The organism is Pseudoalteromonas peptidolytica, from assembly GCF_012641745.1.
In the GTDB taxonomy this organism is placed as follows: Bacteria; Pseudomonadota; Gammaproteobacteria; order Enterobacterales; family Alteromonadaceae; genus Pseudoalteromonas; species Pseudoalteromonas peptidolytica.
Genome location: NZ_WEHZ01000010.1, coordinates 80,564 through 104,567, shown reverse-complemented (window position 1 = coordinate 104,567; position 24,004 = coordinate 80,564). Strand labels below are relative to the sequence as shown.

20 protein-coding genes are annotated in these 24,004 nt (G+C 42.1%); 12 read left to right on the top strand and 8 right to left on the bottom strand.

The genetic code is table 11. The features are described from left to right. The first annotated feature begins 114 nt into the window (after positions 1 to 114). The gene (locus F9Y84_RS08770) at positions 115 to 1,599 is read left to right on the top strand and encodes a DUF3612 domain-containing protein (protein ID WP_147390387.1); all 1,485 of its coding nucleotides are present in this window, start codon (positions 115 to 117) and stop codon (positions 1,597 to 1,599) included. 266 nt (positions 1,600 to 1,865) lie between these two features. Further along, on the top strand, positions 1,866 to 2,771 hold the full coding sequence (locus tag F9Y84_RS08765) for an RbmA family biofilm matrix protein (protein WP_147390388.1): 906 nt from the start codon (positions 1,866 to 1,868) through the stop codon (positions 2,769 to 2,771). A gap of 158 nt (positions 2,772 to 2,929) precedes the next feature. Here F9Y84_RS08765 and mnmC read toward each other — a convergent pair whose 3' ends face one another. Next, positions 2,930 to 4,915: a bifunctional tRNA (5-methylaminomethyl-2-thiouridine)(34)-methyltransferase MnmC2/FAD-dependent 5-carboxymethylaminomethyl-2-thiouridine(34) oxidoreductase MnmC1 gene (gene mnmC / locus F9Y84_RS08760; protein WP_147390389.1), complete on the bottom strand. Its 1,986-nt coding sequence runs from the start codon at positions 4,913 to 4,915 to the stop codon at positions 2,930 to 2,932. 176 nt (positions 4,916 to 5,091) lie between these two features. On the opposite strand from mnmC, the gene fabB reads away from it, so the two are divergent. Then, complete coding sequence (gene fabB / locus F9Y84_RS08755) at positions 5,092 to 6,306, top strand: beta-ketoacyl-ACP synthase I (RefSeq protein ID WP_147390390.1); 1,215 nt, start codon at positions 5,092 to 5,094, stop codon at positions 6,304 to 6,306. A gap of 64 nt (positions 6,307 to 6,370) precedes the next feature. On the opposite strand, the gene smpB is transcribed toward fabB, so the two are convergent. Beyond that, entirely contained in the window at positions 6,371 to 6,853 is a 483-nt protein-coding gene (gene smpB / locus F9Y84_RS08750; protein ID WP_099640520.1) for an SsrA-binding protein SmpB, read from the bottom strand. Positions 6,854 to 6,994: 141 nt separating this feature from the next. Between smpB and F9Y84_RS08745 the strand changes: the two genes are divergently transcribed. Then, entirely contained in the window at positions 6,995 to 7,429 is a 435-nt protein-coding gene (locus F9Y84_RS08745; protein ID WP_128729854.1) for a type II toxin-antitoxin system RatA family toxin, read from the top strand. Further along, the gene (locus F9Y84_RS08740) at positions 7,429 to 7,767 is read left to right on the top strand and encodes an RnfH family protein (protein WP_125252844.1); all 339 of its coding nucleotides are present in this window, start codon (positions 7,429 to 7,431) and stop codon (positions 7,765 to 7,767) included. Before F9Y84_RS08745 ends, F9Y84_RS08740 begins: the two co-directional genes overlap by 1 nt. Positions 7,768 to 7,934: 167 nt before the next feature. On the opposite strand, the gene F9Y84_RS08735 is transcribed toward F9Y84_RS08740, so the two are convergent. After that, positions 7,935 to 8,294, bottom strand: coding sequence for an outer membrane protein assembly factor BamE (locus F9Y84_RS08735; RefSeq protein WP_125252845.1), 360 nt, complete (start codon positions 8,292 to 8,294; stop codon positions 7,935 to 7,937). Positions 8,295 to 8,456: 162 nt separating this feature from the next. On the opposite strand from F9Y84_RS08735, the gene F9Y84_RS08730 reads away from it, so the two are divergent. Then, complete coding sequence (locus F9Y84_RS08730; protein WP_208723418.1) at positions 8,457 to 8,801, top strand: GIY-YIG nuclease family protein; 345 nt, start codon at positions 8,457 to 8,459, stop codon at positions 8,799 to 8,801. Here F9Y84_RS08730 and F9Y84_RS08725 read toward each other — a convergent pair. The 4 genes from F9Y84_RS08725 to ilvC form a co-directional block, all read right to left on the bottom strand. Next, positions 8,729 to 9,643 (bottom strand): M20/M25/M40 family metallo-hydrolase, encoded by a 915-nt coding sequence (locus F9Y84_RS08725; RefSeq protein ID WP_147390655.1) that lies wholly within the window; start codon positions 9,641 to 9,643, stop codon positions 8,729 to 8,731. The two genes, F9Y84_RS08730 and F9Y84_RS08725, sit on opposite strands and share 73 nt — an antisense overlap. A 7-nt stretch (positions 9,644 to 9,650) precedes the next feature. Then, on the bottom strand, positions 9,651 to 10,850 hold the full coding sequence (locus F9Y84_RS08720) for a tetratricopeptide repeat protein (RefSeq protein WP_147390656.1): 1,200 nt from the start codon (positions 10,848 to 10,850) through the stop codon (positions 9,651 to 9,653). A 357-nt stretch (positions 10,851 to 11,207) separates the two neighbouring features. Continuing rightward, complete coding sequence (locus tag F9Y84_RS08715) at positions 11,208 to 13,109, bottom strand: methyl-accepting chemotaxis protein (protein ID WP_147390657.1); 1,902 nt, start codon at positions 13,107 to 13,109, stop codon at positions 11,208 to 11,210. A 260-nt stretch (positions 13,110 to 13,369) separates the two neighbouring features. After that, complete coding sequence (gene ilvC, locus F9Y84_RS08710) at positions 13,370 to 14,842, bottom strand: ketol-acid reductoisomerase (RefSeq protein ID WP_147390658.1); 1,473 nt, start codon at positions 14,840 to 14,842, stop codon at positions 13,370 to 13,372. Between the two features lie 107 nt (positions 14,843 to 14,949). Between ilvC and ilvY the strand changes: the two genes are divergently transcribed. The 6 genes from ilvY to F9Y84_RS08680 all read left to right on the top strand — a co-directional run bounded on the left by ilvY (position 14,950) and on the right by F9Y84_RS08680 (position 23,350). Continuing rightward, a complete protein-coding gene (gene ilvY, locus F9Y84_RS08705) occupies positions 14,950 to 15,843 on the top strand; it encodes an HTH-type transcriptional activator IlvY (RefSeq protein ID WP_125252850.1) in 894 nt (297 codons plus the stop codon). 63 nt (positions 15,844 to 15,906) lie between these two features. After that, positions 15,907 to 16,602, top strand: coding sequence for a response regulator transcription factor (locus tag F9Y84_RS08700; RefSeq protein WP_147390659.1), 696 nt, complete (start codon positions 15,907 to 15,909; stop codon positions 16,600 to 16,602). 312 nt (positions 16,603 to 16,914) lie between these two features. Next, positions 16,915 to 18,744, top strand: coding sequence for a DUF4856 domain-containing protein (locus F9Y84_RS08695; protein WP_147390660.1), 1,830 nt, complete (start codon positions 16,915 to 16,917; stop codon positions 18,742 to 18,744). A gap of 82 nt (positions 18,745 to 18,826) precedes the next feature. Continuing rightward, the gene (locus tag F9Y84_RS08690) at positions 18,827 to 20,098 is read left to right on the top strand and encodes an imelysin family protein (protein WP_147390661.1); all 1,272 of its coding nucleotides are present in this window, start codon (positions 18,827 to 18,829) and stop codon (positions 20,096 to 20,098) included. Then, positions 20,091 to 22,298, top strand: a complete 2,208-nt coding sequence (locus tag F9Y84_RS08685) for a TonB-dependent receptor family protein (protein ID WP_147390662.1) — start codon at positions 20,091 to 20,093, stop codon at positions 22,296 to 22,298. The genes F9Y84_RS08690 and F9Y84_RS08685 overlap by 8 nt, the downstream gene beginning before the upstream one ends. A gap of 71 nt (positions 22,299 to 22,369) precedes the next feature. Continuing rightward, on the top strand, positions 22,370 to 23,350 hold the full coding sequence (locus tag F9Y84_RS08680) for a sterol desaturase family protein (protein WP_125252855.1): 981 nt from the start codon (positions 22,370 to 22,372) through the stop codon (positions 23,348 to 23,350). 110 nt (positions 23,351 to 23,460) lie between these two features. Here the strand turns inward: F9Y84_RS08680 and F9Y84_RS08675 are convergent, their stop codons facing one another. Continuing rightward, entirely contained in the window at positions 23,461 to 23,748 is a 288-nt protein-coding gene (locus tag F9Y84_RS08675; protein ID WP_125252856.1) for a hypothetical protein, read from the bottom strand. Positions 23,749 to 24,004: the final 256 nt, after the last annotated feature.

The following is a 24,004-nucleotide window of genomic DNA, read 5'->3' as shown; positions in this document are numbered from 1 at the left end:
ATTGGGAAATATATTCTGGTTGTTTTGTATACATCTTGAGTGTAAGTTAAATATCTAAATAATTTCACAAAAAGAATTTCACAGTGTGAATTTCACAAAAAGGGGTGTGAAATAATGGCAAAAGCTGCAAGTTTAATTCGAAAATCTCACTTTTTGGGTACGAAAATAAGAAATTTAAGAAAGCGTAACCACCTAACTTTGGAAGATTTATCGGCAAGGTGTGTTAAGCAAGACCCGAGTAGTGCACCATCCGTTTCATACTTATCCATGATTGAACGGGGTCAGCGTACGCCAAGCGAAGCGATGCTAGAAAACTTCTCTAACGTATTTCAAAAGCCGATTGAGTGGTTTTTAGATAGTCAACCTGAGGCACCTGAGATTGCACCTGATAAGGGCAGCTCTGGTGGTATCGTGGGTATGGCGCTAGAGCCCAATTTTTTATTTGAGAAAGACATTTTACAAATCGCTATTCCAGAAATGCTCTCTCAAGCTGGTATTAGTGGTAGGCAGTTTGCGCACCTTCTGATCCGTGCCCATCAAGAGCATCACCAAAATCATTTTCCAGATTTGGAGCGTGTAGCCGATGAAGTTGGCGGTAAAAATTTATATTTAAGTTGTGAAGATCTGATGTCTCTTTTACTGGCCAAGGGAAGAAAGGTAGAGTGGTTCGAGCAATCAGGAAGTCTCAATGAGGGAATTGTGACTTCCTACTTTAAAGAGCCAAATGTGGTGTTTATAAATCGCATACTGCAATCCCATCCGGCGAGGATGAAATATGACTTAGCCGTTCATATTGGTCATGCAGTGCTACACAATAATGAGGGACTAGACTGTGTACTAAGTACAGGAGAAAGCCGTAAGAATAGTGACAACCCAGACCACGATACGCCAAATGCACAGGATATTCTTGGTGCTTGGCAAGACTTTGAATCAAGTTTTTTCGCTGGGGCACTGCTGTGCCCTCGCACGCCATTTCGACAGCTACTTGAAAGTAGAGGGTATGATGTTCGTGTGCATGAGTCGTTGGGGATTTCTGCGTCAGTAGCAATGCGTCGGATGACTTCCGTATCACCTTACCCGCATTGGCACTACTTTGACGCATATCAGGCTGGAAAGCTAAAAGCAGTATACCGAGGCAATGGGATCCCATTACCGTGGGGCAATATGCGCAGCGTTGCCGATCCTTGTCAGCATTGGGCCGTCTTCAGAAAGTTCCATGATGATAGTAATGCCGCCAGTGCCCAGCTTTCTATTCTGAATGTTAATGGCAAGCCAAGGTTATATTGCTGTGAATCAGTGAAAATCACAGATGTGGCAAATCGTCCTAGGGTGCTCTGCGCAGGTCTTGACTTAAATCCTGCCATTCGGGCTCAAGGTATAGATGCAGACACTTTAGTGGGAGAGCTACAGCAAGCGTGTATCAGTTATGGAGGCTCAAGTGTTGTGCCATACCATATGAAAACGCAGTTATTGAGGGTTGCAAAAATTTTGAATATTCAGTGGGTTGAGAGGGGGCTTGAAGGCGCTGTCCGAGTCATATGTACTCGCGGCAAAAGTTGCCCCAGAAAGCCGGGGTGTTATCTCAACGGTCACGGATAATAAAAATGATAGTTATATCGAATTCTTCTATTTTTGCCTTGAGATAGTATACACATTTAGTTTACACTTTTCATGTTCATAAAGTGGGTACTAAAATAATTTACTCTATGACAGATTATTTTGATTAAGATATTTTTGCAGTTTCTGCGTGAAATATGCGTTATTTGAGAGGAAGCTATGCTGTATAGACTGGGGGTCATCTTCCCAACATAGACTGCTTAACTAATCAAATGGGTATTTAACAAAACTTATAAAGGGAATATTTAATGTTTAATCGAAAAAGCGCCTACTTATCAATTTCTTGTTTGTTGTTTTCTATATCAGCATCTGCTGAAATTATAACTGTACACTTTGATGCAAAAGTTAGATCTGTACAAACTCCTAGCGGTACTGAAAGTCCACAGGTACAAGATGGAGAGAACTTAAACTTTACGATTGCATACGACACCGAGGCAGAATTAGTGAATAATTACTATGTCGATAGTAATCCTAACAGTTATTTTTCTGCCAGTTTTGAAGGTGGGTTAACAGCTTCAAATAAAAACCTTGGTGGCACAGTACATAAAATCGAGTCAAACAAAATGGAGTTCCCGGAGTATAACGAAGTTCATTACAATACGAACTTTTCTCCAAAAAACGCAGTGACAAATAACGGTGAGAGCATCTACTTTTACCTGCAGTTTAAGCAAATCACTGATGAATTGCGTGATGTAAAACTAATATCTGATTGGAATGTAGCACCAAATTATTTTGTTTGGACTGAAGCTTTAGTCCAGTACAATCGTTCATTTATCTACGCAGATATCACGAACTTTACTGTTGGAAACACAACGTCCGTAATTACCAGCGTTGAAGCGGGTAACCAGCAAATAGCAGCAACAGGTGGCACAATAAACTATGCTTACTCCATCGCTAACCAAGAAGAGACAGGAGCAACTGTTGAAGCATGGGAATATATCACCATGCCAGATGGTACGGCATATAATTTAGGTGGGACATCAGAAATCAAGCTGGCACCAAAAGAAGAGTATGTTCAAACCGGTCGTTACTTCACTATTCCTGCCTATTGGCCAGCCGGCCAGTATACGTACAATTTCCAGTCTCTGCTCATCGATGGTGGTGACAAGAAAGGAGAAATGTCGAAAAGTGCTTTTACATTTATTAAGGAATGACAATATATTCCTTTAACAGTCGCTCAATTGAGTGAATAAGAGTACTTAATAAAAGGTAGACAGTAAAAGTGCGTACTTGTACGCGCTTTTTATCAAGCAACCTGAGCTGGGGATGCACATTGCTTATCCACAGCTTAGGTTTATTACGCAAACTAATGTCAAATTTTTTTTCTGATCAGATCTCTGACAAGTAACCTCGCTGGGTGAATGGCTTGATGAACACGCTCGCTAAACGGTCTTGCCTCGCCAAGTAGACCAGCAACTAAATGCTCTGTCGCAAGTGGTGCACTGCACAGTCCTCGAGCGCCAAAACCTGTAACAATGTGAATTCCTTGATAGGGCTGCGCAGCTTCATCAAAGCCGTAGTGTTTTCCCTTTCGTAAATTGGCAAATGCGGAACAAAATTCCTCATTATGTTGCACTTGACCAAGCATAGGTAAGTGGTCGTTGAAGCAGCAACGTACCGCAGCCTTTTCTGAGACAATATCACCAAGGCTGTTTACCAAATCGGTACCTTGATAAAAGTTTTCAAGTTGTGCACGGTTGGTCACATTGTCCTCATCCTTTATTGCCCGACTTTTAGTGTTTTTATCAAAGGTGGCTCCCATGCAATGTAGCTCGTCCATCGCGGGGGTAAAATAACCTTTATGACAAAGTACAGTTGTAAGTGCCTTGGACGCTTGACCAGCCTCAATATGAGAAACTTGACCACGAACACCATGCAGTGGCACATGTTGAGTCTGTTCGAAGCGATCTGAGTGCTCGCCACCGCAGACAAAGACATCTGAAAAAGGTCCAAACGTCTGCTCTTCGGTATGAAGTATCCAGCCTTGGGTCACTTTTTCTAGCCTGATAATATCTGTATTGAAATGTGTTTCGATTGGCGTAAGGGCATGGGCGGCCTCAAACACCGCTTTTGTTGCTTCTGCTGGGTTTAACCATCCTGCTTCGGGAATAAAAAGTCCACCGTATGGTAGCTGTGTGTTAGCAATAGCCGACGCTTGCTCGCTATCTACTGGGTATACTAAAGCATGTGGCCAGGCTGCTTTATCGACTAGATTTTGGTGTTGCGTTTGTTTAGCCTTGGTTACCGATTGCAGTAGTACACCACACCAGTCGTGAGCAAATTCATAACCACTGCTTGCTAGGTGTTGATATAGACGCTTAGCATACAAAAAGCTATGAGCGTAAAATTCACTTGGTGGTGTGTTATCTGCTTGTAAGTTCGGATAAACAGCGCCTTGGCGATTGTGTGATGCGCCTTTTGCCAGGTCATCATCTTGACAAAATAGTGTTGCATTTAGGTTTCTTTTACTGAGATGGTAGAGCAAGCAGCTCGACGTAATACCACCACCAATCACTGCTATATTATTAAGCTGACGCGGCTGAACAGAGTAATATTGTGGCGTATTAGATTGTTGATTTGCGTGTTTGAGCTTGCCCACAACCATTTCGCGTTTGCGGCCAAATCCTTTTACTTTTTTACACTCAAACCCTGCTTCTTGTAGTCCTCGACGGACAAAACCTGCGGCAGTAAAAGTCGCAAAAGTTGCATTGTCTCGGCTCATATTAGCCATGGCGTTAAATAAGCTTTGTTGCCACATGTCAGGGTTCTTGCTCGGCGCAAAACCATCTAAGAACCAAGCATCAATAATCCCGTTTTGTTCAAAACTTATCTGCGGTAGATTATCGTGAATATCTCCAAACCATAAATCTAATGTCACTGAGCCACTATCAAACTCTAGCCTGTGGCAGCCTTCAAGTGCCATAGGGTATTGTTGGCAAAGTTTTTTGGCAAGTGGCGCTAGAGTTGGCCAAGCTTGAAGTGCTTTAACTAAATCATCGATATGAATTGGATACTTTTCAAAAGATACAAAGTGAAGTTGGTTAACACTGGCGTCTTTGCTACGCTGGTTAAACTGATGCCAAGCATTGAGGAAGTTTAAACCAGTACCAAAACCCGTCTCTGCGATGACAAATCGATCTTTGCCATGATTTTGTAATCGCTCGTCGATATGGTTTTGAGTATAAAAAACATAATGTGATTCGGCTAGGCCATCATCATTAGAGAAATAGACATCGTCAAAACTATTTGCAACTGGTGTACCTGCATCATTGAAGTGTATTTGAGCGTTTTTTATCATGAAAGACTCTATATCTGACTTGTTATAGTGTATTTTACTGACTTTCTGCGCAATAGTCTGGTTGCATTTTTGTTTATTTAGGTTCAGAGTACATGTGTACGCTGGAAAGCTGACCACTTGACGCTAGAATTCAGCGTATAATACGCATAATTTGTAATATCGAAGGGAATATACCCATGAGAAGAGCCGTTATTACGGGGATCGGTGTCGTTTCGAGCATCGGCAACAACAAGCAAGAAGTTTTAGAGTCATTAAAAGCTGGTAAAAGCGGCATCGCTTTTAATCAGGAGTTTGCAGATAACAACTTACGTAGTCACGTGTCTGGTAATATAGATATTGACGTAAAATCTCTAGTGGACCGTAAGGCACACCGTTTTATGGGAGACGCGGCAGCGTTTTCTTATATTGCGATGGCGCAAGCAATTGAAGATTCAGGTTTATCAGAAGAACAGGTATCAAATGAACGCACCGGCTTAATTGTCGGCTCTGGTGGTGGTTCATCTAAGTATCAAGTTGAAGCTGCTGACATCTGTCGAGAGAAAGGAGTTAAGCGCGTTGGGCCTTATATGGTTCCGCGTACTATGGCTAGTACAACATCAGCATGTTTGGCCACTCCATTTAAAATTAAAGGCCTAAATTATTCTATCAGTTCTGCATGTGCGACCTCTGCGCATTGTATCGGTAACGCGGTTGAGCAAATTCAGTTAGGCAAACAAGATGTACTTTTTGCCGGCGGTGGTGAAGAGCTGCATTGGACACTGGCAATGGAGTTCGATGCAATGGGTGCATTGTCAACCAAGTATAATGAGACACCAGAGCTTGCATCTCGTACTTATGACGCAAACCGAGATGGTTTTGTCATTTCTGGTGGTGGCGGTATTGTTGTGGTCGAAGAGTTGGAGCATGCTCTGGCACGAGGCGCACACATTTATGCTGAAATTGTTGGCTACGGCGCAACATCAGATGGGTATGATATGGTTGCACCTTCAGGTGAGGGTGCCGTGCGTTGTATGAAGCAAGCGATGCAAGACATAAATACACCAATCGATTACTTAAACACGCATGGTACATCAACGCCAGTCGGTGATGTAAAAGAGCTTGGCGCAATTCAAGAGCTATTTGGAGAAAACTCACCAGCTATTAGTGCAACTAAAGCAATGACAGGCCATGCGCTTGGCGCAGCTGGTGTACACGAAGCTATTTACTCTTTGTTAATGTTAGAAAATGACTTTATTGCACCGTCGATCAATATTGATGAACTGGACGAGCAAGCTCAAGGGTTAGATATTGTAACGCAGCGCCGTGACGGTGCATTAACAACCGTGATGTCGAACAGCTTTGGCTTCGGTGGTACAAATGCGACGCTCGTGATGCAAAAGTATAAAGGTTAAGTTTATACACTGTGTATCAGACATAAAAAAGCAGGCTAGGCCTGCTTTTTTAATGTTTTGTACTTTAACGCACTTTATGTTTCATTAAGCGTTCTTTATCTCGTGACCAGTCGCGGTCTTTTATATCGGCACGCTTGTCGTGTTGCTTTTTACCTTTTGCAAGATAAAACTCAAGTTTGACCCAGCACTTTTTCCAGTACATTGCTGTGGCGATTAAAGAGTAGCCATCACGTTCTGTTGCACCAATCAGACGAGAGATTTCGCGTTTATTTAGTAGTAGTTTACGATAACGAAGTGGATCGCATATCACGTGGGTTGAAGCACTATTTAATGGCTGTATCTGACTTGCCAACAAATACGCTTCACCATCTTTGATATGGATATAAGTATCTGAGATATTAACCTTACCGGCACGGATACTCTTTACTTCCCAGCCTTGTAATTCGATACCTGCTTCGAACTTTTCATGTAGTGAATACTCGTGACGCGCTTTTTTATTTAGCGCTATAGTATTGCTATTTGATTTACTTGAATTTTTCTTTGCCATAATGGCTTAGTCTACCTATAAATCCTGTTTTAAGACAGCGCTTTTTCATCAATGTGGTGTATTTTTACCTAGTCAGTGGCTGCAAACAAGATAAATCTGCAAAACCTTGATAAAATCCCCTTATTAAGAGTTGGAGTGTCTATGCCACAGATAGAAAAAAGTGCTTTGGTGATGTATAGCACCAAAGAAATGTTTGAACTTGTGAATGATGTTGATGCGTACCCTAATTTCCTACCTCATTGCTCAGATGCCAAGGTGATCAATAGCGATGAACAGGGAATGACTGCTAGCTTGGAAATATCAAAAGCAGGCTTAAAAAAATGGTTTACCACCAAAAATGAATTCGATGGTAATCGTGTGAGAATGTGCTTAGTTGACGGCCCATTTAAATCACTGCATGGTTATTGGGAGTTTACTGAGCTGGATGAGCAAGCTTGTAAGGTGAGCTTAAAATTGGAGTTTGAATTTGCCAGTAAATTGATAGAAATGGCATTTGGTAAATTATTCAATGAAGTAGCCAAAAATATGGTATCTGCTTTTACTCAGCGTGCTAAAATCGTGTACGGAGCAAGATAATGATAAAAGTTGAAGTGGTCTTTGCATTACCTGACAAAGCGACATCTGTGTCAGTTGACGTACCAGAGGGAACCTCGGCTGAGCAAGCGGTTTTACAATCGGGCATATTGGATAAGTGTCCAGAGATTGATGCAAATAATTTAACGCTCGGAGTTTGGAATCGCACGGTGAAGCTACATCAAGTAGTGAATGATGGCGATAGAATAGAAATATATCGTCCACTTATAGCTGATCCAAAAGAAGCGCGCAGACGTCGAGCAGAAAAAGCAAAAGAGGAAGGGCGAGCGAGTAAAATCACTGGAGGTCGTCCAACGACACCTGGAAATAATACCAATTAGACTTAATACTTGCTCAATTTGAAAGAGTAAATCTGACGCTAACTGGCTGCTAGAAAGGTATTAATTATCCGAAGCTCAGGTTACTTAGCTTCAAGTACTGAATGGGTGTTGAGCATTAAAAAAGGGGAAATCATTTCCCCTTTGACTACGAAATACTGACCGACTAGTTATGAATCTAGCGGCGTGTTAAATTCTTCAGGTTCTTCAAAGTCACCACTGATCCGCACTAGCTTGTCATTCTCAAAATAGACACTGAATGATTTTCTTACCTCTGATGGTCTATCAATATTAAACACATATTGATAGTGCCAGATATTATTGTTAAACGCGTCTTTCGCCAATGGTGTGCCGAGTACATATAATACTTGCTCTCTGGTCATTTGCACTCGAAGCTTATCTACATCTGACTGCTCTAAGAAATTACCTTGTGGCACGTTGATGCGATAAATCCAGCTTGAACAGCCAGACAAAAACACAGTCATAACTACAGCGCTGAGCCAAACAGAAAGGGTTTTATTAGACAGCATGAAATTGTGTATCCTTATTATCAGTTGTTAGCATGATACCGATTGCACAGAGAAGGTAAAGTCTCTTAGCGGATTTGGACTGCGTTAAGTGTAAAAAGTTCGTCTGTAAGTTGCAATAGGTGCAAAAAACCGTTTTAGGTGCAAATTAAGGAGGTAAGTAAATTGCTTGGGCAAGCTTTACTTAATCAAACTGACAAGGCAGATCATCAGGCAGTGTGGAGTTTGTATATTATAGAAACACGCTTTGGGCATTGGTACACCGGTATCACGACTGATGTAGAGAGGCGTTTTCATCAACACCAAAGCGGTAAAGGAGCAAAAAACCTAAGAGGAAAAGGACCTCTTGTCCTTAAATTCCAATTTGCTGTGGGCTCTAGAAGGCATGCCTCCAAACTCGAGTGGCAAGTTAAGCAGCTCACCAAGGCTCAAAAGGTTCAGCTGGTTGAGTCTAAAGGAGAGCGTGTCAACGATAAAATAAAGTCACTGATGAGCGCAACCCCAGCCTGATATTTATCAATATCCATGTTTTTTACAGTGTCTTTGGTAGTGTGGTGATGCTTGTCCTCTCCAATACCAAAATAAATATAGGGTATTCCGTTGCGATAAAAAGCGTAATGATCACTGGCTTTATGCCAATCGATACTGGGGTTATCGGCATAGCGTGCCATTTGTCGCTGTGATGAAACGACAGTTAATTTCAGCGGTGCTTGCTTCATACTCTTTAATTGCGATTTGAATTGACTAAACCCTGGAGAAAATAACGCAAATAGGCGGTTGCTCTTGTTTACTCCTAACATATCTAAATTAATATTAACGGCGATGTCTTGGTTTAATTGTTTGGCGTAAAACTTAGCCCCATGAAGGCCGCGCTCCTCAGCATCTGTTGCGACGAATAAAATATCTCGAGAGCGATTCGTTTTAGCTAGTTGTCTTGCGATGTAAAGCATTGCGGCTGTACCCGAGGCATTATCATTTGCGCCTGGGTAGTGCTTTCTTCCCGTCGTGCCCAAATGATCATAGTGAGCGCTGATCACAATCGGGGTGTCACATCGAGGCTGTGTGCAGGGGAGAGTAGCGGTGACATTATGGCCGGTATCTTTGCTAAAAATGCCCGCTCTAAAAGTAAATTGTTGATATTTAGGATTGGCGCCTGACGCCCGAAAGGCCTCATAAATATACCGCGCGCTAATGTTTGGGCTTTTGCTACCACTTTTCCTTCCACGATGACTGACACTTGTGAGCGTTTCTAAATCGGTTATCAGTGAGCCACTTTGAGCTTGAACGCTTGGTAGTGACCCCCAGACGAATAGGACACACGCACAAGCTATGCCGAAGTTACGTCCTAACATACGAAGTTTACCTCTCTTTATTATTGTTTTCAGAAGGTTGGTTATTTGCGATACTTTTGAGTAGTGCTAACTTTCCTTCATAACGCAGCTTGTCGTGCTCGAATGATGCTGTGTTATATGCTTTTTTTAGGTATCGGTCCGCAGCTTTTTTGTCATTTTGTGCAAAAGCAACTTTAGCTAAGCCAAAATAGCTTTCATGAAGGTTTTTATCCAGCTCCCTTGCTTGTATGTAAAAATGCTTAGCGCGGCTAAAATCACCACTGTTAAATGCTTCGTTGCCTAGCACCAGCATATAATAAGGGTTGTTTTTTCTTTGTTCGTGAATATTTCTTTCAATCGTCTTTGCGTCATCGTTTCTTCCGGTTAAATAATATAGCTTTGCTAAATTGCCAAGAGCATTACGATTATCCTTATTAATTGCAATGGCCTGCTGGTAAGCCCGCTCCGCAAGCTGGTATTGATCTGTGATCCGGTAGAGAATGCCGAGATTGCCCCAAGCTCCATCGTGATATTGGTCACTCTCTATCGCCGCACGATAGTAACTGTACGCCATATCTAGATCGCCTTTGATCATCTCCATTGCACCTTTGTTATTGTAAAACATAGACAAAATAGTGCCTGTCGAGATTGAACTGGTGCTAAAGTGTTGGTTTCGACTGTTTGGATCAAAATCAACGGTTACCGAGGTGGGTTTTACATATAGGGTTTTAATAGCATCTTGAGTATTGTCTACTTCAAATATTTTTATATTTACATGGCCTGTGAGCAGACTATAGCCTTGGCTTTCATCCCAATATTCTGGGATATGTACGCGCTGAAACTGAGTTTTCAACCCCACTTGTTTTGCGATGGCATGTGTTAGAATTGACAGCGATAAACAATTGGCGTTCATACTACTGAATGCTTGGCTAGCGGTTAGGTTTGCACCTGATAAATAGGATAATGAATCATCTCCGCTATTGACCAAAAACTCCATTAGCATTTTTGCACGTTTTACCCCAATTTCTTCATTATGGAAGTAGTGCTCTAGTTTAGCCTTGATCTCATTATTCAACTGAAAAACATCTTTGTGAGATTCAACTTGTTGGATATTAAAGTGATGTGTTGAGTTTAGAATTGAGGTATCGATAGTCGCTTTGGGTGTGCTGTTACACCCGCTGAGTAAAGCCGTTAGGATAACCACTAAACACTGAGTAACCGCCTTCATACAACCTCCTAGCAGTGTTCTATTCGCTGTAACTAACTCGATAACTCCGCTATCGTGTCCTGATATCGCTAAAGTAGTTATCCGAATGAGCTAAAAAAATATTCCAATTAAGTTTTTACTATAAGCTTTTCAGGCAGTCGGTGTCGAATTTTCCACCATATATTATTTTGATAGAACGCTAAAATGGTATCATCGATTTTGGTTTATCAAGTCACAGATTAACTGTTTCTAGTTATGAATGTAGACTAAAAGCGCTATGAATGCGCGACTATATTTGTTACCTGATGTAACAACGGGGAGAGTACCCAATAAAAGTGCGCCCACACAATGTGGTGCAGGCGCTGTTACTTTGGCTGTTTAGAAGCTGGCGACCAAGTCATCCAGCGTTTTGGCAGAATCCGCTAAACGTTGAATCGCTTGTTCAGTGTCGAGCTGTTTATTCATTACAGCATCACTAATTTCACTAATTTGCTCAATGTTACGACCCACATCGGCCACTACGTTGCTTTGCTCTTCCGTTGCTGTTGCGATCAATGCAGTCATGTCGTTTATTTGATTTGCAGTTTCTGAAATCTCAAGCATTAGCTCTACTGAGGCTTGCATAGTTTGGACACTTTGCTCCGCTTGAGTGCTAGACTGCTGTATTTGATTGACTATGTTGTCAGATACTTGAGTGAGTTCAGAGATTGTTGCTTGAATTTCATCTGTAGAGTGTGAAGTTCGACTTGCTAAGGCTCTCACTTCATCTGCTACTACTGCAAACCCTCTACCATGTTCACCGGCTCGAGCTGATTCTATTGCCGCATTTAGGGCAAGCAGGTTAGTTTGTTCAGAGATCCCTCTAATGACGTCAACAATATTAGCAATTGATTGGGTCTTTTGTGCCAATGTCGCCACTTGACCTGCCATATTATCAATATCTCCAGCCAATAGATGAAGTGTTTCTTGGCTTTGTTGAACACCCAGTCTGCTGTCTTTGGTTGAAGCTTTACTTTGCTCAGTGAGCTTGGCTGTACTCGTTGCACTGCTGGCAATTTCTTGTACTGTTGCACCCATCTCATTAATCGCGGCAGCAACAGACATAGTTTGTGACTTTTGATCGTCCAAAGATTGTGAGTTTTGTTGGCTTTGTTTAAACACAGCTTCACTAGTAATACGAATTGAGCGGCTCTCTTCAGCTACTGAGTGGATCGCTTCCTCAATTTTACTAATAAACTGATTAAAGCCGCCAGCTAGCGCTTGCAATTCAGGCTGTGCGGAATCTGGCAAGCGATAGTTTAGTTTTGCATTGCCACTTCCTAGCTGCTCGAAAAGTTCAGCCATTTTCTTCAGTGGTGCACTGAGATTTTTAGCTAATAACATACTAATGATGCTGGCAACTAAAGCTATCACCAGCGAAAAGCCGATGATTTGCCATTGCAGGGCCGTGATCCCACTGTTAACTTCACTGGTTGGGACCTGAGCAATCACAAATAAATCGGTCTCTGGAATTGGGCTTGCGGCAACTAAATTAGCTTCGCCATCAACTTCGAGCTCCTTAACAATAAATTGTCTTGATGAAGTTAGGTCATGGCTTTGTTGGCCATAGAAATCCTCAAGTGAAGATTTTGCGACTTTGCTTGCGTCAGGGTGCAATTGCACAACCCCTTCTTTATTGACAACGAATACAAAGCCTGTTTGCTCGATTTTCATGTTGGCGAGCATTGACTGCATATCGTCAATACTTTTTGCAAGTCCAGCTAAACCTACCCCAGCTAATTGCTGGTGGTTAACGAACATCTTCACATCCCCTGGTGCTTCTTGGTAGATGCTGATTGAGTAAGCTTCAGCGCTGTTGGTAAAGCCAAAAAACCAACCATCTTGCTGCCGGTCTAAGACACGTAAAAAGCCTTTTTGATTCCAATACTGGCGGGTATCGCGGTTTGCCCAAGATGCTGTAACCAAGTCATATTGCGCTGCGATACGCTTGAGTTCGTCAATCAACAGTTGCTCATCTAAGGTATTTTGTTTTGCTGCTTGTGTGATAAGCAGGTTACTAGAAAGCTGTTGAGCTGCGTTTTTTAGTGTATCTATTTGCATGTGTAACGACTTGTTGATGCTTTCGATTTTACTAGGTAACTCCGACTGCATCATTCGTTCGTTGATTAATGTCTTGGCGCTGTAAAGCGAGGTAAACCCGATTAAACAAGCGACAGCAATCGCAATGATACTACCCAACAGGGTAATTCTCTGAGTAATTGTTAAGCCTGTGTTTTGCATTCGATTTGTGTGTGTAATCCCGTGGAACCGATTATTCTAGCATAGTAAATAACCAGCTCGGAACAAGTAACGGCGTTAGTTTCGAAAAAATAATTTAGAATTATAAAATAACGTTAATATCAGAACTTAGTGTTAAATCATGATGAGATAAATGAGAGTTAAGGTTGAGAGTAGGTGATAAAAGGCCACGATCTCAGGGAAGAAGGCGGCCTTGGTTACTAACAAGCGAACTGTATTTGTTGCAAATTTATCTATACTGATTACACGATTTTCTTCATCTCAGACATGTAACCACGCAGTGTTTCACCAATTTTTTCTACCGGATGATTGCGGATAGCTCGATTGACCGCGATGAGCTTCTGGTTATCAACATAATTATCATCGCCAGCTAACCCCTCACCAATTTCTTGTTTTGTAATGGCCTCCATGAAGGGCTTTAACAAAGGCAAGCAGGCATGGTTATATAAATAGCAGCCATATTCAGCTGTGTCGGAAATAGTTCGGTTCATCTCAAATAGCTTTTTACGCGCAATAGTATTGGCAATTAATGGGGTTTCATGAAGTGATTCATAGTACGCAGACTCTTCAATGATCCCCGCGGCTGTCATGGTTTCAAAGGCAAGCTCTACACCTGCTTTTACCATTGCCACCATTAAAATACCTTTGTCAAAAAATGCTTGTTCTGAAATCTCAGTATCGGCATTGGCTTGTTTTTCAAATGCTGTCTGTGCGGTCTCAGCGCGCCAAGTGAGTAATTTTGTGTCATTCTCAGCCCAGTCAGCCATCATACCGGAAGAGAATTCACCACTGATGATGTCATCCATATGTTTGTTATACAGAGGGCGCATCAGCGCTTTTAGTTGCTCACTCAAGTCGAATGCTTTTACTTTTGCAGGGTTTGAAAGCCTATCCATCATGTTGGTTATGCCACCATGCTTTAGTGCTTCAGTGATGACTTCCCAGCCGTATTGTACTAGTTTCGATACGTATCCAGGCGCGAGCCCTTCTTCGACCATTTTATCAAAGCATAGCAGTGAGCCAGTTTGTAACATGCCACATAAAATAGTCTGCTCGCCCATCAAGTCCGATTTTACTTCTGCGATGAATGAAGATTTTAACACACCGGCACGATGGCCACCGGTTCCTGCTGCGTAAGCTTTAGCTTGTGCCAGACCTTTACCCTGAGGATCGTTTTCTGGATGAACTGCAATCAGCGTAGGTACACCAAAGCCACGTTTGTACTCCTCGCGTACCTCAGTGCCAGGACATTTTGGCGCAACCATAATGACAGTGATGTCCTCACGCACCTGCATGCCTTCTTCGACGATATTGAAGCCATGAGAATAAGCGAGTGTTGCACCTTGTTTCATTAACGGCATAACTGCATTAACTACCGCGGTGTGCTGTTTATCTGGCGTTAAATTAAGTACTAAGTCAGCATCCGGGATCAATTCTTCATACGTGCCTACTACAAATCCATTTTCTGAAGCGTTTAAAAAAGATTGACGCTTTTCTTCAATGGCAGAAGGACGCAACGCGTAGCTTACATTGAGCCCCGAGTCACGTAGATTTAACCCCTGGTTCAAGCCTTGTGCGCCACAGCCGACAATGACTAGCTTCTTTCCGATTAGCACGTCGACACCTTGTTCGAATTCTTTGGGATCCATGAATTCACATTGCGAAAGTTGAGCCAATTGCTCACGTAAAGATAAAGTATTAAAGTAATTCGACATGGTATTTCCTGACTCTGGATAGAAATAAATTAAGCTCAGAGTAGGGCTAACTTTTAATTACGTAAAATGATATATTTGAACCATAGTGTTTCAAAAGGTGAAATACCGTGAACCATAAACAATTAAAATATTTCTTGGCGCTAGCAGATACATTACACTTTTCAAGAGCAAGTGAACGATGCTTTGTGAGTCCGCCGACCTTAAGCCGACAAATTAAACAATTAGAAGAAGAAGTTGGTGCCGCTTTATTTTTACGAGACAACCGAACGGTTGAATTAACCCAGCAAGGCAAAGCATTTGTGCACTATGCTCAGTCAACGCTTGCGAGTTGGCGTCAATTTAAAACCGAGTGCTTGGATGATGATAAGCCTTTAACCGGTGAGCTTAGCTTGTTTTGCTCGGTAACCGCGACATACAGCTTTATTTATGATTTATTTGCACAGTTTCGTGCACAATATCCAAACGTTGAGCTGAATTTGATTACCGGAGATCCGGCTCATTCTATTGCAGAGGTTGCCAGTGGTAAGGAGGACGTTGCTGTCGCGGTTAAGCCCAAACACTTACCAAGTGGCATTGAGTATTTACCAATCGGGCGTTCACGGTTAGTCTTTATTGGCCCAACGATGGATTGCCCGCTGAAACAGTTGATTGAAACACATAGTCAGGGTGAAATGCCTTGGCAGCACCTGTCTTTTATCATGCCAGAGCAAGGCGTACTAAAAGAGCGTATTGATCTCTTTTGCAAAAAGTACAACTTTTCACCGAAAGTATATGCGCATGTTTCGGGCCATGAAGCAATGGTTGCACTTGCAAGTTTGGGCTTTGGGATTGCCTGTGTGCCAGAGATTGTGATCAGCCAAAGCCCATTTAAAAATCAAGTTCAGTTGCTACAGCTTAGATCGGATGAGATCGAAATAGGGCTTGTAACTAAGAATAAAAGATTATATGACCCAGTAGTAAAAGCCCTTTGGGGTACGGCAAAAGGATTATTTAAGCTGTAAAGCATCCATTCAGGTTGCGTGACTACACTGTGCCCATCCATGTTGAATGAATGAGGTGCGTCCGTGTCTACTATCTTGGTTGCACAAAGCAATAATAATATATTGACATCGCAACAAAAAATGCTCGAAGAGCAGGGCTATACAGTTGAGTTGTTAAGAGAGTTAGGTCAATTAAATGGCCTTTCTGGTAAGTCGATAAACGGCATTGTGTTGGATCAGACTATTGCGTCTGTACCGACCTGTGACTCAATTAACCAGTTTAGACAAAAGTTTAAAGCGCCTGTTATTGTGAGTCTTGATAGCGATGATGAAGATGTTCATAGCTTGTTTTTAGAATTAGGTGCAGATGAAGTTATTTCTAAAGATGCCAAGCCTAGATTATGGCGAGCAAGACTTGATGCTCTGCTCAGAAGGCAGTCAGCGAATGCACATTATGATGATACACCGCAACAATTAAGTTTTGGTCAACTGCATATAGACAAAAATACGCGTCGGGTAAGTTATGGGCAAGAGCGCATCGATCTGACCACCCATGAGTTTGAATTATTATGGCTACTCGCCAGTAACGGTGGCAAAGTGGTGAAAAGGGAGTTTGTATATGAACAGATTTTGGGTAAGTATTACCGACCAGACACACGCACAATAGACGTTCGAATTTCCCGCCTTCGCAAAAAGTTATATGACAACCCAAGTCGGCCTGAAAAAATAAAAACAATATGGCGCCAAGGTTACTTGTTTGTAACAGATGTCTGGAACTAGCAAAATATAATTTGATTTAGCGCAAAAGATACTTCGAATTTTTCGAAGATACACTTCGTACAAATTTGTTAAACTAATCGATTGAACAACAGCATAAACTTATTTTAATAAGTTTATGCTGTTGTTTTTTATTAGATAATATCAATCTTATTCCACAGCTACGGTGATTTGCAGAAGTGTATCAAGGTAGCAAAGTTGGAAAAATTGTTATTTATACAATGCAAATAATATTGATTGCTATTTAGGTGTGTGTATACTTTACGCCTAGTTATGAAAAAATATAAACATAATTAGTCTCAAAGGAACAAATCAATGGCACTTAAAAAGTCTCTGTTAACGACTGCTATCCTTGCTGCTACTTTAGGCCTCACTGCATGTGGTGGGAGCTCTTCTAGCAACGATTCAAACAATAATGACAATACCAACACAACCCCACCGGCTACTAATGCTGCACCAACTATTACAGTTGAAAGCGCTTCAGTTTCTGAAGACAGTCTCGGCGCTGCGGTTGCAAATATTTCTTTCGCTGACGATAGTGATGCAATTAATGCGTTGACTTTGACTATCTCAGATAATCGCTTTGAGATAGTGGAAGGTGTAGTAAAACTGAAAGCTGCAAACGCGCTAAACTTTGAGCAGGTTGAGGGCGGAAAAGTGTCAGTAACTATTACTGCAACTGACAGCAAAGGTGCAAAAACAGAAGTTGAAACCGAGATTTCAGTTCAGCAAATCAGCGAAGAAAATAAAACAGGTGTTAACCGTTATGCTTTCAACAACACCCAAGGTGCTTCTTCGGTATCTTACTCAGGGCAGATTGCTCGTCATGCAGCAATGGTTCATATTAAGGGTTTGATGGGTAAGTTAAACAATGAAACGGTTGGTAATGCGGCAGATCAGACAACAGCGGCTGCGGCAATAGCACAAATCAAAAGCTTCTTAATGCCAACAGATGCAGTGGTACTTGACGAAACACTTGACTTTGCTGCAGCAATTAATGCACAACAAACCACACTTGGACAAATCTCTAGCTCACTTAAAAAAGTAGCTGGTGAAGGTGGCAAAATTGCAGGTCGCGACAGTACTTACATGCACAAGGCATGGGAAGAAAACGGCAATATGGTCGGCTGGAATGATTTTGGCACGCAGCCGAAAACTCCTGAAGGCCTAGTGTTACATTATCTAGACCTGCTAGAAGCTCAACTGACTCAATTTGAAAATGGCTCGACCATCGAAGCTGAGCACAACGGCACAAAAGTGACCCTGAATAAATTGTACGTGACACCAGACGGCCTAGACTTAGCTCAATTGGTACAAAAGCACTTAAACGGTGCAGTATCTCTTTCCCAAGCAGCAGATGACTACCTTGATGACTTACTAATTGGTGATAAATCAGCAAATAATGCAGCACTGGCGGATGGCAAGAGCTACACTGACCTAGAGCATAAGTTTGACGAAGGTTATGGATACTTTGGCGCTGCTATCGACTATCTTGATTACACCGATGATGAAATTGCAGGAAAAGGCGGCCGTGAAGCATATAGCAGTGGTTATCATGATTTAGACAAAGACGGTAAAATTAACCTACTGTCGGAGTATAACTTTGGTAACTCAACTAACGCTGCGAAGCGAGACCGTGGTACAGAGTCAAACACAAAACCGACAGATCTTACAGCTGAGGCTCAGCTAGCCTTTATTGAAGCACGTAAACTTATCGCAGATAACTTTGGTACTAATGTTGCTCAGTGGTCAGACGAAGATAAAGCGCGTTTAGAGACATTGCGTAACCAAGCACTGCTTGCGTGGGAAAAGTCAATTGCAGCAACAGTTGTACACTACATCAACGACACAATCTCTGATGATGACGGCGATTTAGACGATATTGCATCTGGTAATTTTGACGCTGATAAATTCTATACTGTCGCGAAGCACTGGTCTGAGATGAAAGGATTTGCTTTGAACTTCCAGTTTAATCCATTTTCTCCAGTAACAGACGCTGACTTTGCTAAAATTCATGAGCTAATGGGTGATAAGCCAGAGCTTGCTGCTGATAAAGTAGAAGCATATAAGAGCGCATTACTAGAAGCTCGTAGCATTATTGCAAATGCCTATGGCTTTGATGCAGAGAATGTTGCCAACTGGTAATCTACACTTTGCTTTATAACGTAAAAAGGTTAGCCGATGTATCAGCTAACCTTTTGTTGTATATAGATAATAGAGAACGCTAATGAGAGTATCTACACGTTTAAGCGCCGCAGCGTTTGCGGTCGCGTTAATATTGTCGGGCTGTGGAGAAAGCACTTCAAGCAGTCAAGGGTCTGGGGTAAAAGACAATGACAATTCAGGCACTGACAACCCGACCTTACCGACACAGTTTGATGAAGCTGCTTTGGTTGCTAATTTGGTAAACAATGTGCTGACCCCAGCGGTAACACAGTTTAACGAACTGGCTGTAACGCAACAGCTGGAAGTTGCAAATTACTGTTCAGGTGAAAAAAACTCAGCACAAAATGTAGCGACGTTGAAGCAAAGAGCTCAAGATAGCTGGCGCGCAGCCATGATGGGGTGGCAATACGTTGAGTTGATGCAGGTGGGACCTCTTACCACCAACAGTAAAGAATTAAAAAATAATATTTATGTTTGGCCTGCAACGGGCTCTCTTTGTGACATAGATTTAGATGTGGTGTATTTTGAAGCTGGTGTGATTAATGGGAATAGCAACAACCCTTACGACATTACACAGCGTACCGCGAATCGCAAAGGGTTAACTGCACTTGAACACTTATTATTTAGCACCAACCTTGCGCATAATTGTTCAACCGTGAATGATGCACTGGCACCATGGAATAACCGTCCTGATCAAGAAAAGCGTGTTGCTCGCTGCGAATTTGCAACGGCTGTTGCTAAAGACATCGAAGGGCATAGCGACACGTTACTCACTCAATGGAGTGGTGATAATGGCTACGCAAAGCAACTACTGAATGCGGGTCAACCAGGCTCAGCATTTGACACCCCACATTTGGCACTTAATGAAATTTCCAAAGCACTTTTTTATATGACTGAAGAGCTCAAAGACGGCAAAATTGCGACGCCTCTTGGTTTGGGCTTTCCGAATGCTTGTGGATTAGAAGCGTGCCCAGAAGCGGTTGAGTCGCCAATTGCTGAACACTCAAAAAAAAACCTACTGGCGAATATTCGTGCATTTAGGAATATTTTTACAGGTAATGGTCAAGATCCAGAAAATACGCTGGGCTTTGACGACTTCCTCGAAGCTGAGGAAGGTGATGAGGTCAAGGCGCGTATGCTTGCCGGTCTTGATGCCGCAGAAGCAACTTTGTTGGCAATGACGGGGAGCTTAAAAGCAGAGCTCGCGACATCTGCTGAACAAGTTACGCAGGCACACTCAGATGTTAAAAAGGTAACTGACGATCTGAAAACAGAATTTATTGAGAAACTTGCATTAGAGCTTCCAAAAACTTCGGCAGGTGACAATGACTAAACACACTATAATAAAGAAATCTTTACTGGCGGCAGCGGTGATAATCGCGCTACCTCAAGCACAAGCTGCAGACGATAAACAAGATATAGAACATATCTCTATTATTAGCCATCATGATAAACTGAGAAAAGAAGCAGGCTCTGCAACTTTGCTTTCAGAAGCGCAGCTGGCGGAATATGAATATGATGATATTCACCGTATTCTGTCGAACGTGCCTGGCGTTAATATCCGTGAAGAAGATGGTTATGGCTTGAGGCCGAACATTGGATTTCGCGGTGTGACACCAGAGCGCAGCAAGAAGATCACGATTATGGAAGATGGCGTGTTAATCGGCCCATCTCCTTACTCGGCTCCCGCTGCCTATTATTTTCCTGTACCGACCAGAATGACCGCTGTGGAAGTCTTTAAAGGACCAGCGGCAATTAAACATGGCCCACAAACGGTAGCTGGCGCACTTAATTTAGTAACCCGTCAAGTTCCTGAGTTTACCGAAGGCGGAATCGACGTGGCTGTTGGTAGTGACGGCTACACCAAAGCACATGGTTACTACGGCTCAGTGGTAAATAATGTTGGTTTCCTATTTGAAGCGGTAAATCTGCAAGCCGATGGTTTTAAAGAGCTAGATGGCGGTGGAGATACTGGGTTTGAAAAAAATGATATATTGGCAAAGTTTAATTATAAACTTTCTCAAGGTGGATATGACCACACGTTTGGTCTGAAGCTAAGCTATGCAGATGAACTATCTGATGAAACATACCTTGGCTTAACAGAGGAAGACTTTGCTCAAAATCCTTACCGCCGATACGCAGCTTCTCAGCCTGCTGAAATGGATACTAAGCACTCCCAAATCATGCTTTCGCATATACTTGACGGTAACGGCGTAAACGTGACCACAAGACTTTATCGCAATGACTATGAGCGTGCATGGCTAAAGCTCAATGGTGTAGGCGCTAAAGGTGGTGCTTCATTATCCAAAATTATTGCAAACCCAGAATCGTTTGCAAATGAATATGGTGTGATCACAGGGGCACGAGACTCCGTTGTGGCTGGCTCAAATATTTTCTTGAATATGGGAACCAATGACCGCGAGTATTTCTCTCAAGGGCTGCAAGTCGACGCTAATAGTAATTTAACAATGTTTGGCTTGACTCACGATATTTCAGTCGGGGTTCGTTTTCATGAAGATGAAATTGAGCGCAAGCATTTTGAACAAGCCTATGCCATGGAAAATGGGATCTCGACACTGATTGAGGGGTCGAAACAGTTCACTTCTCTCAACACAGAAAACACCAAGGCTTGGTCAGTCTACATCGAAGATAAAGTGCAACTTGATGCCTTGACTCTCGGTATGGGTTTGCGTGGTGAGCTGATGGATATGTCATATCAAGATAACAAAGACGCAGATGTGTGGATTGATAAAACAACTAGAATTTGGTTACCAAGCCTTAGTGGTTTTTATCAACTCTCTGATGATGCGGGTCTGTTATTCGGGGTGCATCAAGGGTTTGTGCCTTCATCACCACTGCAAGATCCAGATATAGAGTTAGAGAAAAGTGTCAACTATGAGTTTGGTGGTCGCTTTAATGATGGCGTAACGCAGTTTGAAATTGTGAGCTTCTTTAATGACTATGAAAACTTGAACGAAAGCTGCGGTCAATCGAACTGTGGCGTAAACGATCAGCAAGACCAACAGTTTAGTGGTGGTGAAGTTGATGTTTATGGTCTAGAAATGCAGTTTGCACAGCGTTACCCATTAAATCTGCAGATAGATATTCCGTATAGTTTGACATACACCTATACCAAAGGTGAGTTCCAAAATGAGCGTGCTACAACATTCGCTCAGTGGGGTTATATCAAAGCGGGCGATGAGCTTCCATACTTACCATCGCATCAAGCAACCTTTAATATAGGACTAGCTGCAAGTGACTGGAAAGTAAATGTAGCGGTGAAATACATCAGTGAAATGTCTGAAGCTGCGGGCAGAAGTACAGAAGACTTCGAGCTTGTACTAGAGGGCGCAGAAGTGCCTAATACGACGATTGTTGATATATCAGCCAGCTATGAATTAGGTCGATATGGCCAAGTATATGCGAAAGTAGACAACCTTTTTGACGAAACAGAAATCGTCAGTCGTCGACCTTATGGTGCACGCCCGGGTAAGCCTAGGCAGTTTAGTTTGGGGTATAAGTACCAATTCTAAGCTTTCTTTTGGCGGCTCTTATACTAGAGCCGCCCAGTTGAGCATATTATTATTTTGTGATGGAAGTAACTATGTTAGAGCAACTATGGCAAAGCATTATCGATCTCCCAGGTTATTTATTTGATGCTAATAAGAGAGTGTATTTGCCATATTTGTTTAGTGCTATCTTAATGGCGATTCCCGTGTACTTTGCAGCAGAGCAAGCTAGAAGCGGCAAAGGTTTTTTAAGATTTATGTTCCCCAAGCGGGTATGGTGGTGTCAAAGTGCAAAATTAGATTATTGTTTGCTCGTGACTAATCGTTTAATAAAAGCTGCGACTTTTACGCCAATCGTATTGACTATGGTGCCTGTAGCGCTCGCTCTGTCTAGTGCACTTGAAGCGATGTTTGGTCCTGCATTACACTTGGACGCACCCGAATGGGTAGTTGTATTACTCTTCACTTTATTTTTATTTATAGTAGACGATCTAACCCGTTTTCTATTACATCTTATGCTGCATAAAATTCCATTCTTATGGGAATTTCATAAAGTACATCATTCTGCAAGTGTATTAACACCATTTACTATCTATCGCTCTCACCCTATTGAGAGTTACCTATATGCGTGCCGTATGGCGCTTACCCAAGGAATTGTCGTTGGTAGCGGATACTATGTATTCGGTAGTAGCCTCAGTATGTACGATATTCTTGGTGCGAACGCGTTTGTTTTTATCTTTAATATTTGTGGTGCCAATTTACGGCATTCTCATATTTGGCTGAGTTGGGGAGATAAGATAGAGGGGTGGTTTATTAGTCCTGCACAACATCAGGTGCACCATAGTGATAACCCTGCGCACTTTGATACCAATTTAGGATCTGCTTTGGCCATCTGGGATAGAATGTATGGTTCACTGATTAAAGCTTCCAAGGCAGGAAAAATAACGATTGGTGTTGGACAATATGATGCAGGTCATGACACCTTAACGGCTATCTATTTAAAGCCTTTTAAGCTGGCTTGGAAAACCTTGCTGCCAAAGAACAAGAAAAATCATCCCCCATTAAAGCCTCGCTAATTGTAAGATTTCAGGTTGATAAGGCAAAAGGAACTGAAGATAGAAAGAGGAAAATAGGCTGACGACGGGCATTGTCAGCCTATGTGGGAGAGTAGGCTCCCTAAATCGTTTTAATGTAACTGTGAAGCCGAACTGCGGTAGAATCCCAACTCATTTAGCTTTTTTATCAGCATTTTTGGATCTTCTAGTCCGCTAGGTGCTTCTTGATCTCTTAGAAAGTGATCTGACGGCACCGAGTGTAGATCTAGCATTTTATGGAACAAAACACTGCGAATTGTTAGCGCTGTCATTCCACCGTCCTGTATTGCATCAAGTCTATCTTGGAGGTCTGAAAAAGGCGCAGCCTTGACATCATCCACTACTGCAGAAAATTGACCATTTGATTTATTTTTCATCATGAAACCCCCAAAGGTATAGCTTGCTCACAATCCGGCGAGCAGAAGTAAAAAAGCCACTAATTATCAATTTATGTTCATAAAATAGATACTTACGGCAAATCCGATGTGTCCAGTTTACTCTGAAGTTGGTGTCAATTACCATCTTGGATGTAAAGCTTTGTAAATCGAATAATGAGTAGAATGAAATAATAGAATAGACGTCTAGAAGTAACTTAATGATATGAATATGGAAATAGTTCTCAGTACCAATAATGAT

Coding starts and splice junctions, on each gene's coding strand:
- F9Y84_RS08770 (WP_147390387.1), top strand. CDS start 115: ATGGCAAAAGCTGCAAGTTTAATTCGAAAATCTCACTTTTTGGGTACG.
- F9Y84_RS08765 (WP_147390388.1), top strand. CDS start 1,866: ATGTTTAATCGAAAAAGCGCCTACTTATCAATTTCTTGTTTGTTGTTT.
- mnmC (WP_147390389.1), bottom strand. CDS start 4,915: ATGATAAAAAACGCTCAAATACACTTCAATGATGCAGGTACACCAGTT.
- fabB (WP_147390390.1), top strand. CDS start 5,092: ATGAGAAGAGCCGTTATTACGGGGATCGGTGTCGTTTCGAGCATCGGC.
- smpB (WP_099640520.1), bottom strand. CDS start 6,853: ATGGCAAAGAAAAATTCAAGTAAATCAAATAGCAATACTATAGCGCTA.
- F9Y84_RS08745 (WP_128729854.1), top strand. CDS start 6,995: ATGCCACAGATAGAAAAAAGTGCTTTGGTGATGTATAGCACCAAAGAA.
- F9Y84_RS08740 (WP_125252844.1), top strand. CDS start 7,429: ATGATAAAAGTTGAAGTGGTCTTTGCATTACCTGACAAAGCGACATCT.
- F9Y84_RS08735 (WP_125252845.1), bottom strand. CDS start 8,294: ATGCTGTCTAATAAAACCCTTTCTGTTTGGCTCAGCGCTGTAGTTATG.
- F9Y84_RS08725 (WP_147390655.1), bottom strand. CDS start 9,643: ATGTTAGGACGTAACTTCGGCATAGCTTGTGCGTGTGTCCTATTCGTC.
- F9Y84_RS08720 (WP_147390656.1), bottom strand. CDS start 10,850: ATGAAGGCGGTTACTCAGTGTTTAGTGGTTATCCTAACGGCTTTACTC.
- F9Y84_RS08715 (WP_147390657.1), bottom strand. CDS start 13,109: ATGCAAAACACAGGCTTAACAATTACTCAGAGAATTACCCTGTTGGGT.
- ilvC (WP_147390658.1), bottom strand. CDS start 14,842: ATGTCGAATTACTTTAATACTTTATCTTTACGTGAGCAATTGGCTCAA.
- F9Y84_RS08695 (WP_147390660.1), top strand. CDS start 16,915: ATGGCACTTAAAAAGTCTCTGTTAACGACTGCTATCCTTGCTGCTACT.
- F9Y84_RS08690 (WP_147390661.1), top strand. CDS start 18,827: ATGAGAGTATCTACACGTTTAAGCGCCGCAGCGTTTGCGGTCGCGTTA.
- F9Y84_RS08685 (WP_147390662.1), top strand. CDS start 20,091: ATGACTAAACACACTATAATAAAGAAATCTTTACTGGCGGCAGCGGTG.
- F9Y84_RS08680 (WP_125252855.1), top strand. CDS start 22,370: ATGTTAGAGCAACTATGGCAAAGCATTATCGATCTCCCAGGTTATTTA.
- F9Y84_RS08675 (WP_125252856.1), bottom strand. CDS start 23,748: ATGATGAAAAATAAATCAAATGGTCAATTTTCTGCAGTAGTGGATGAT.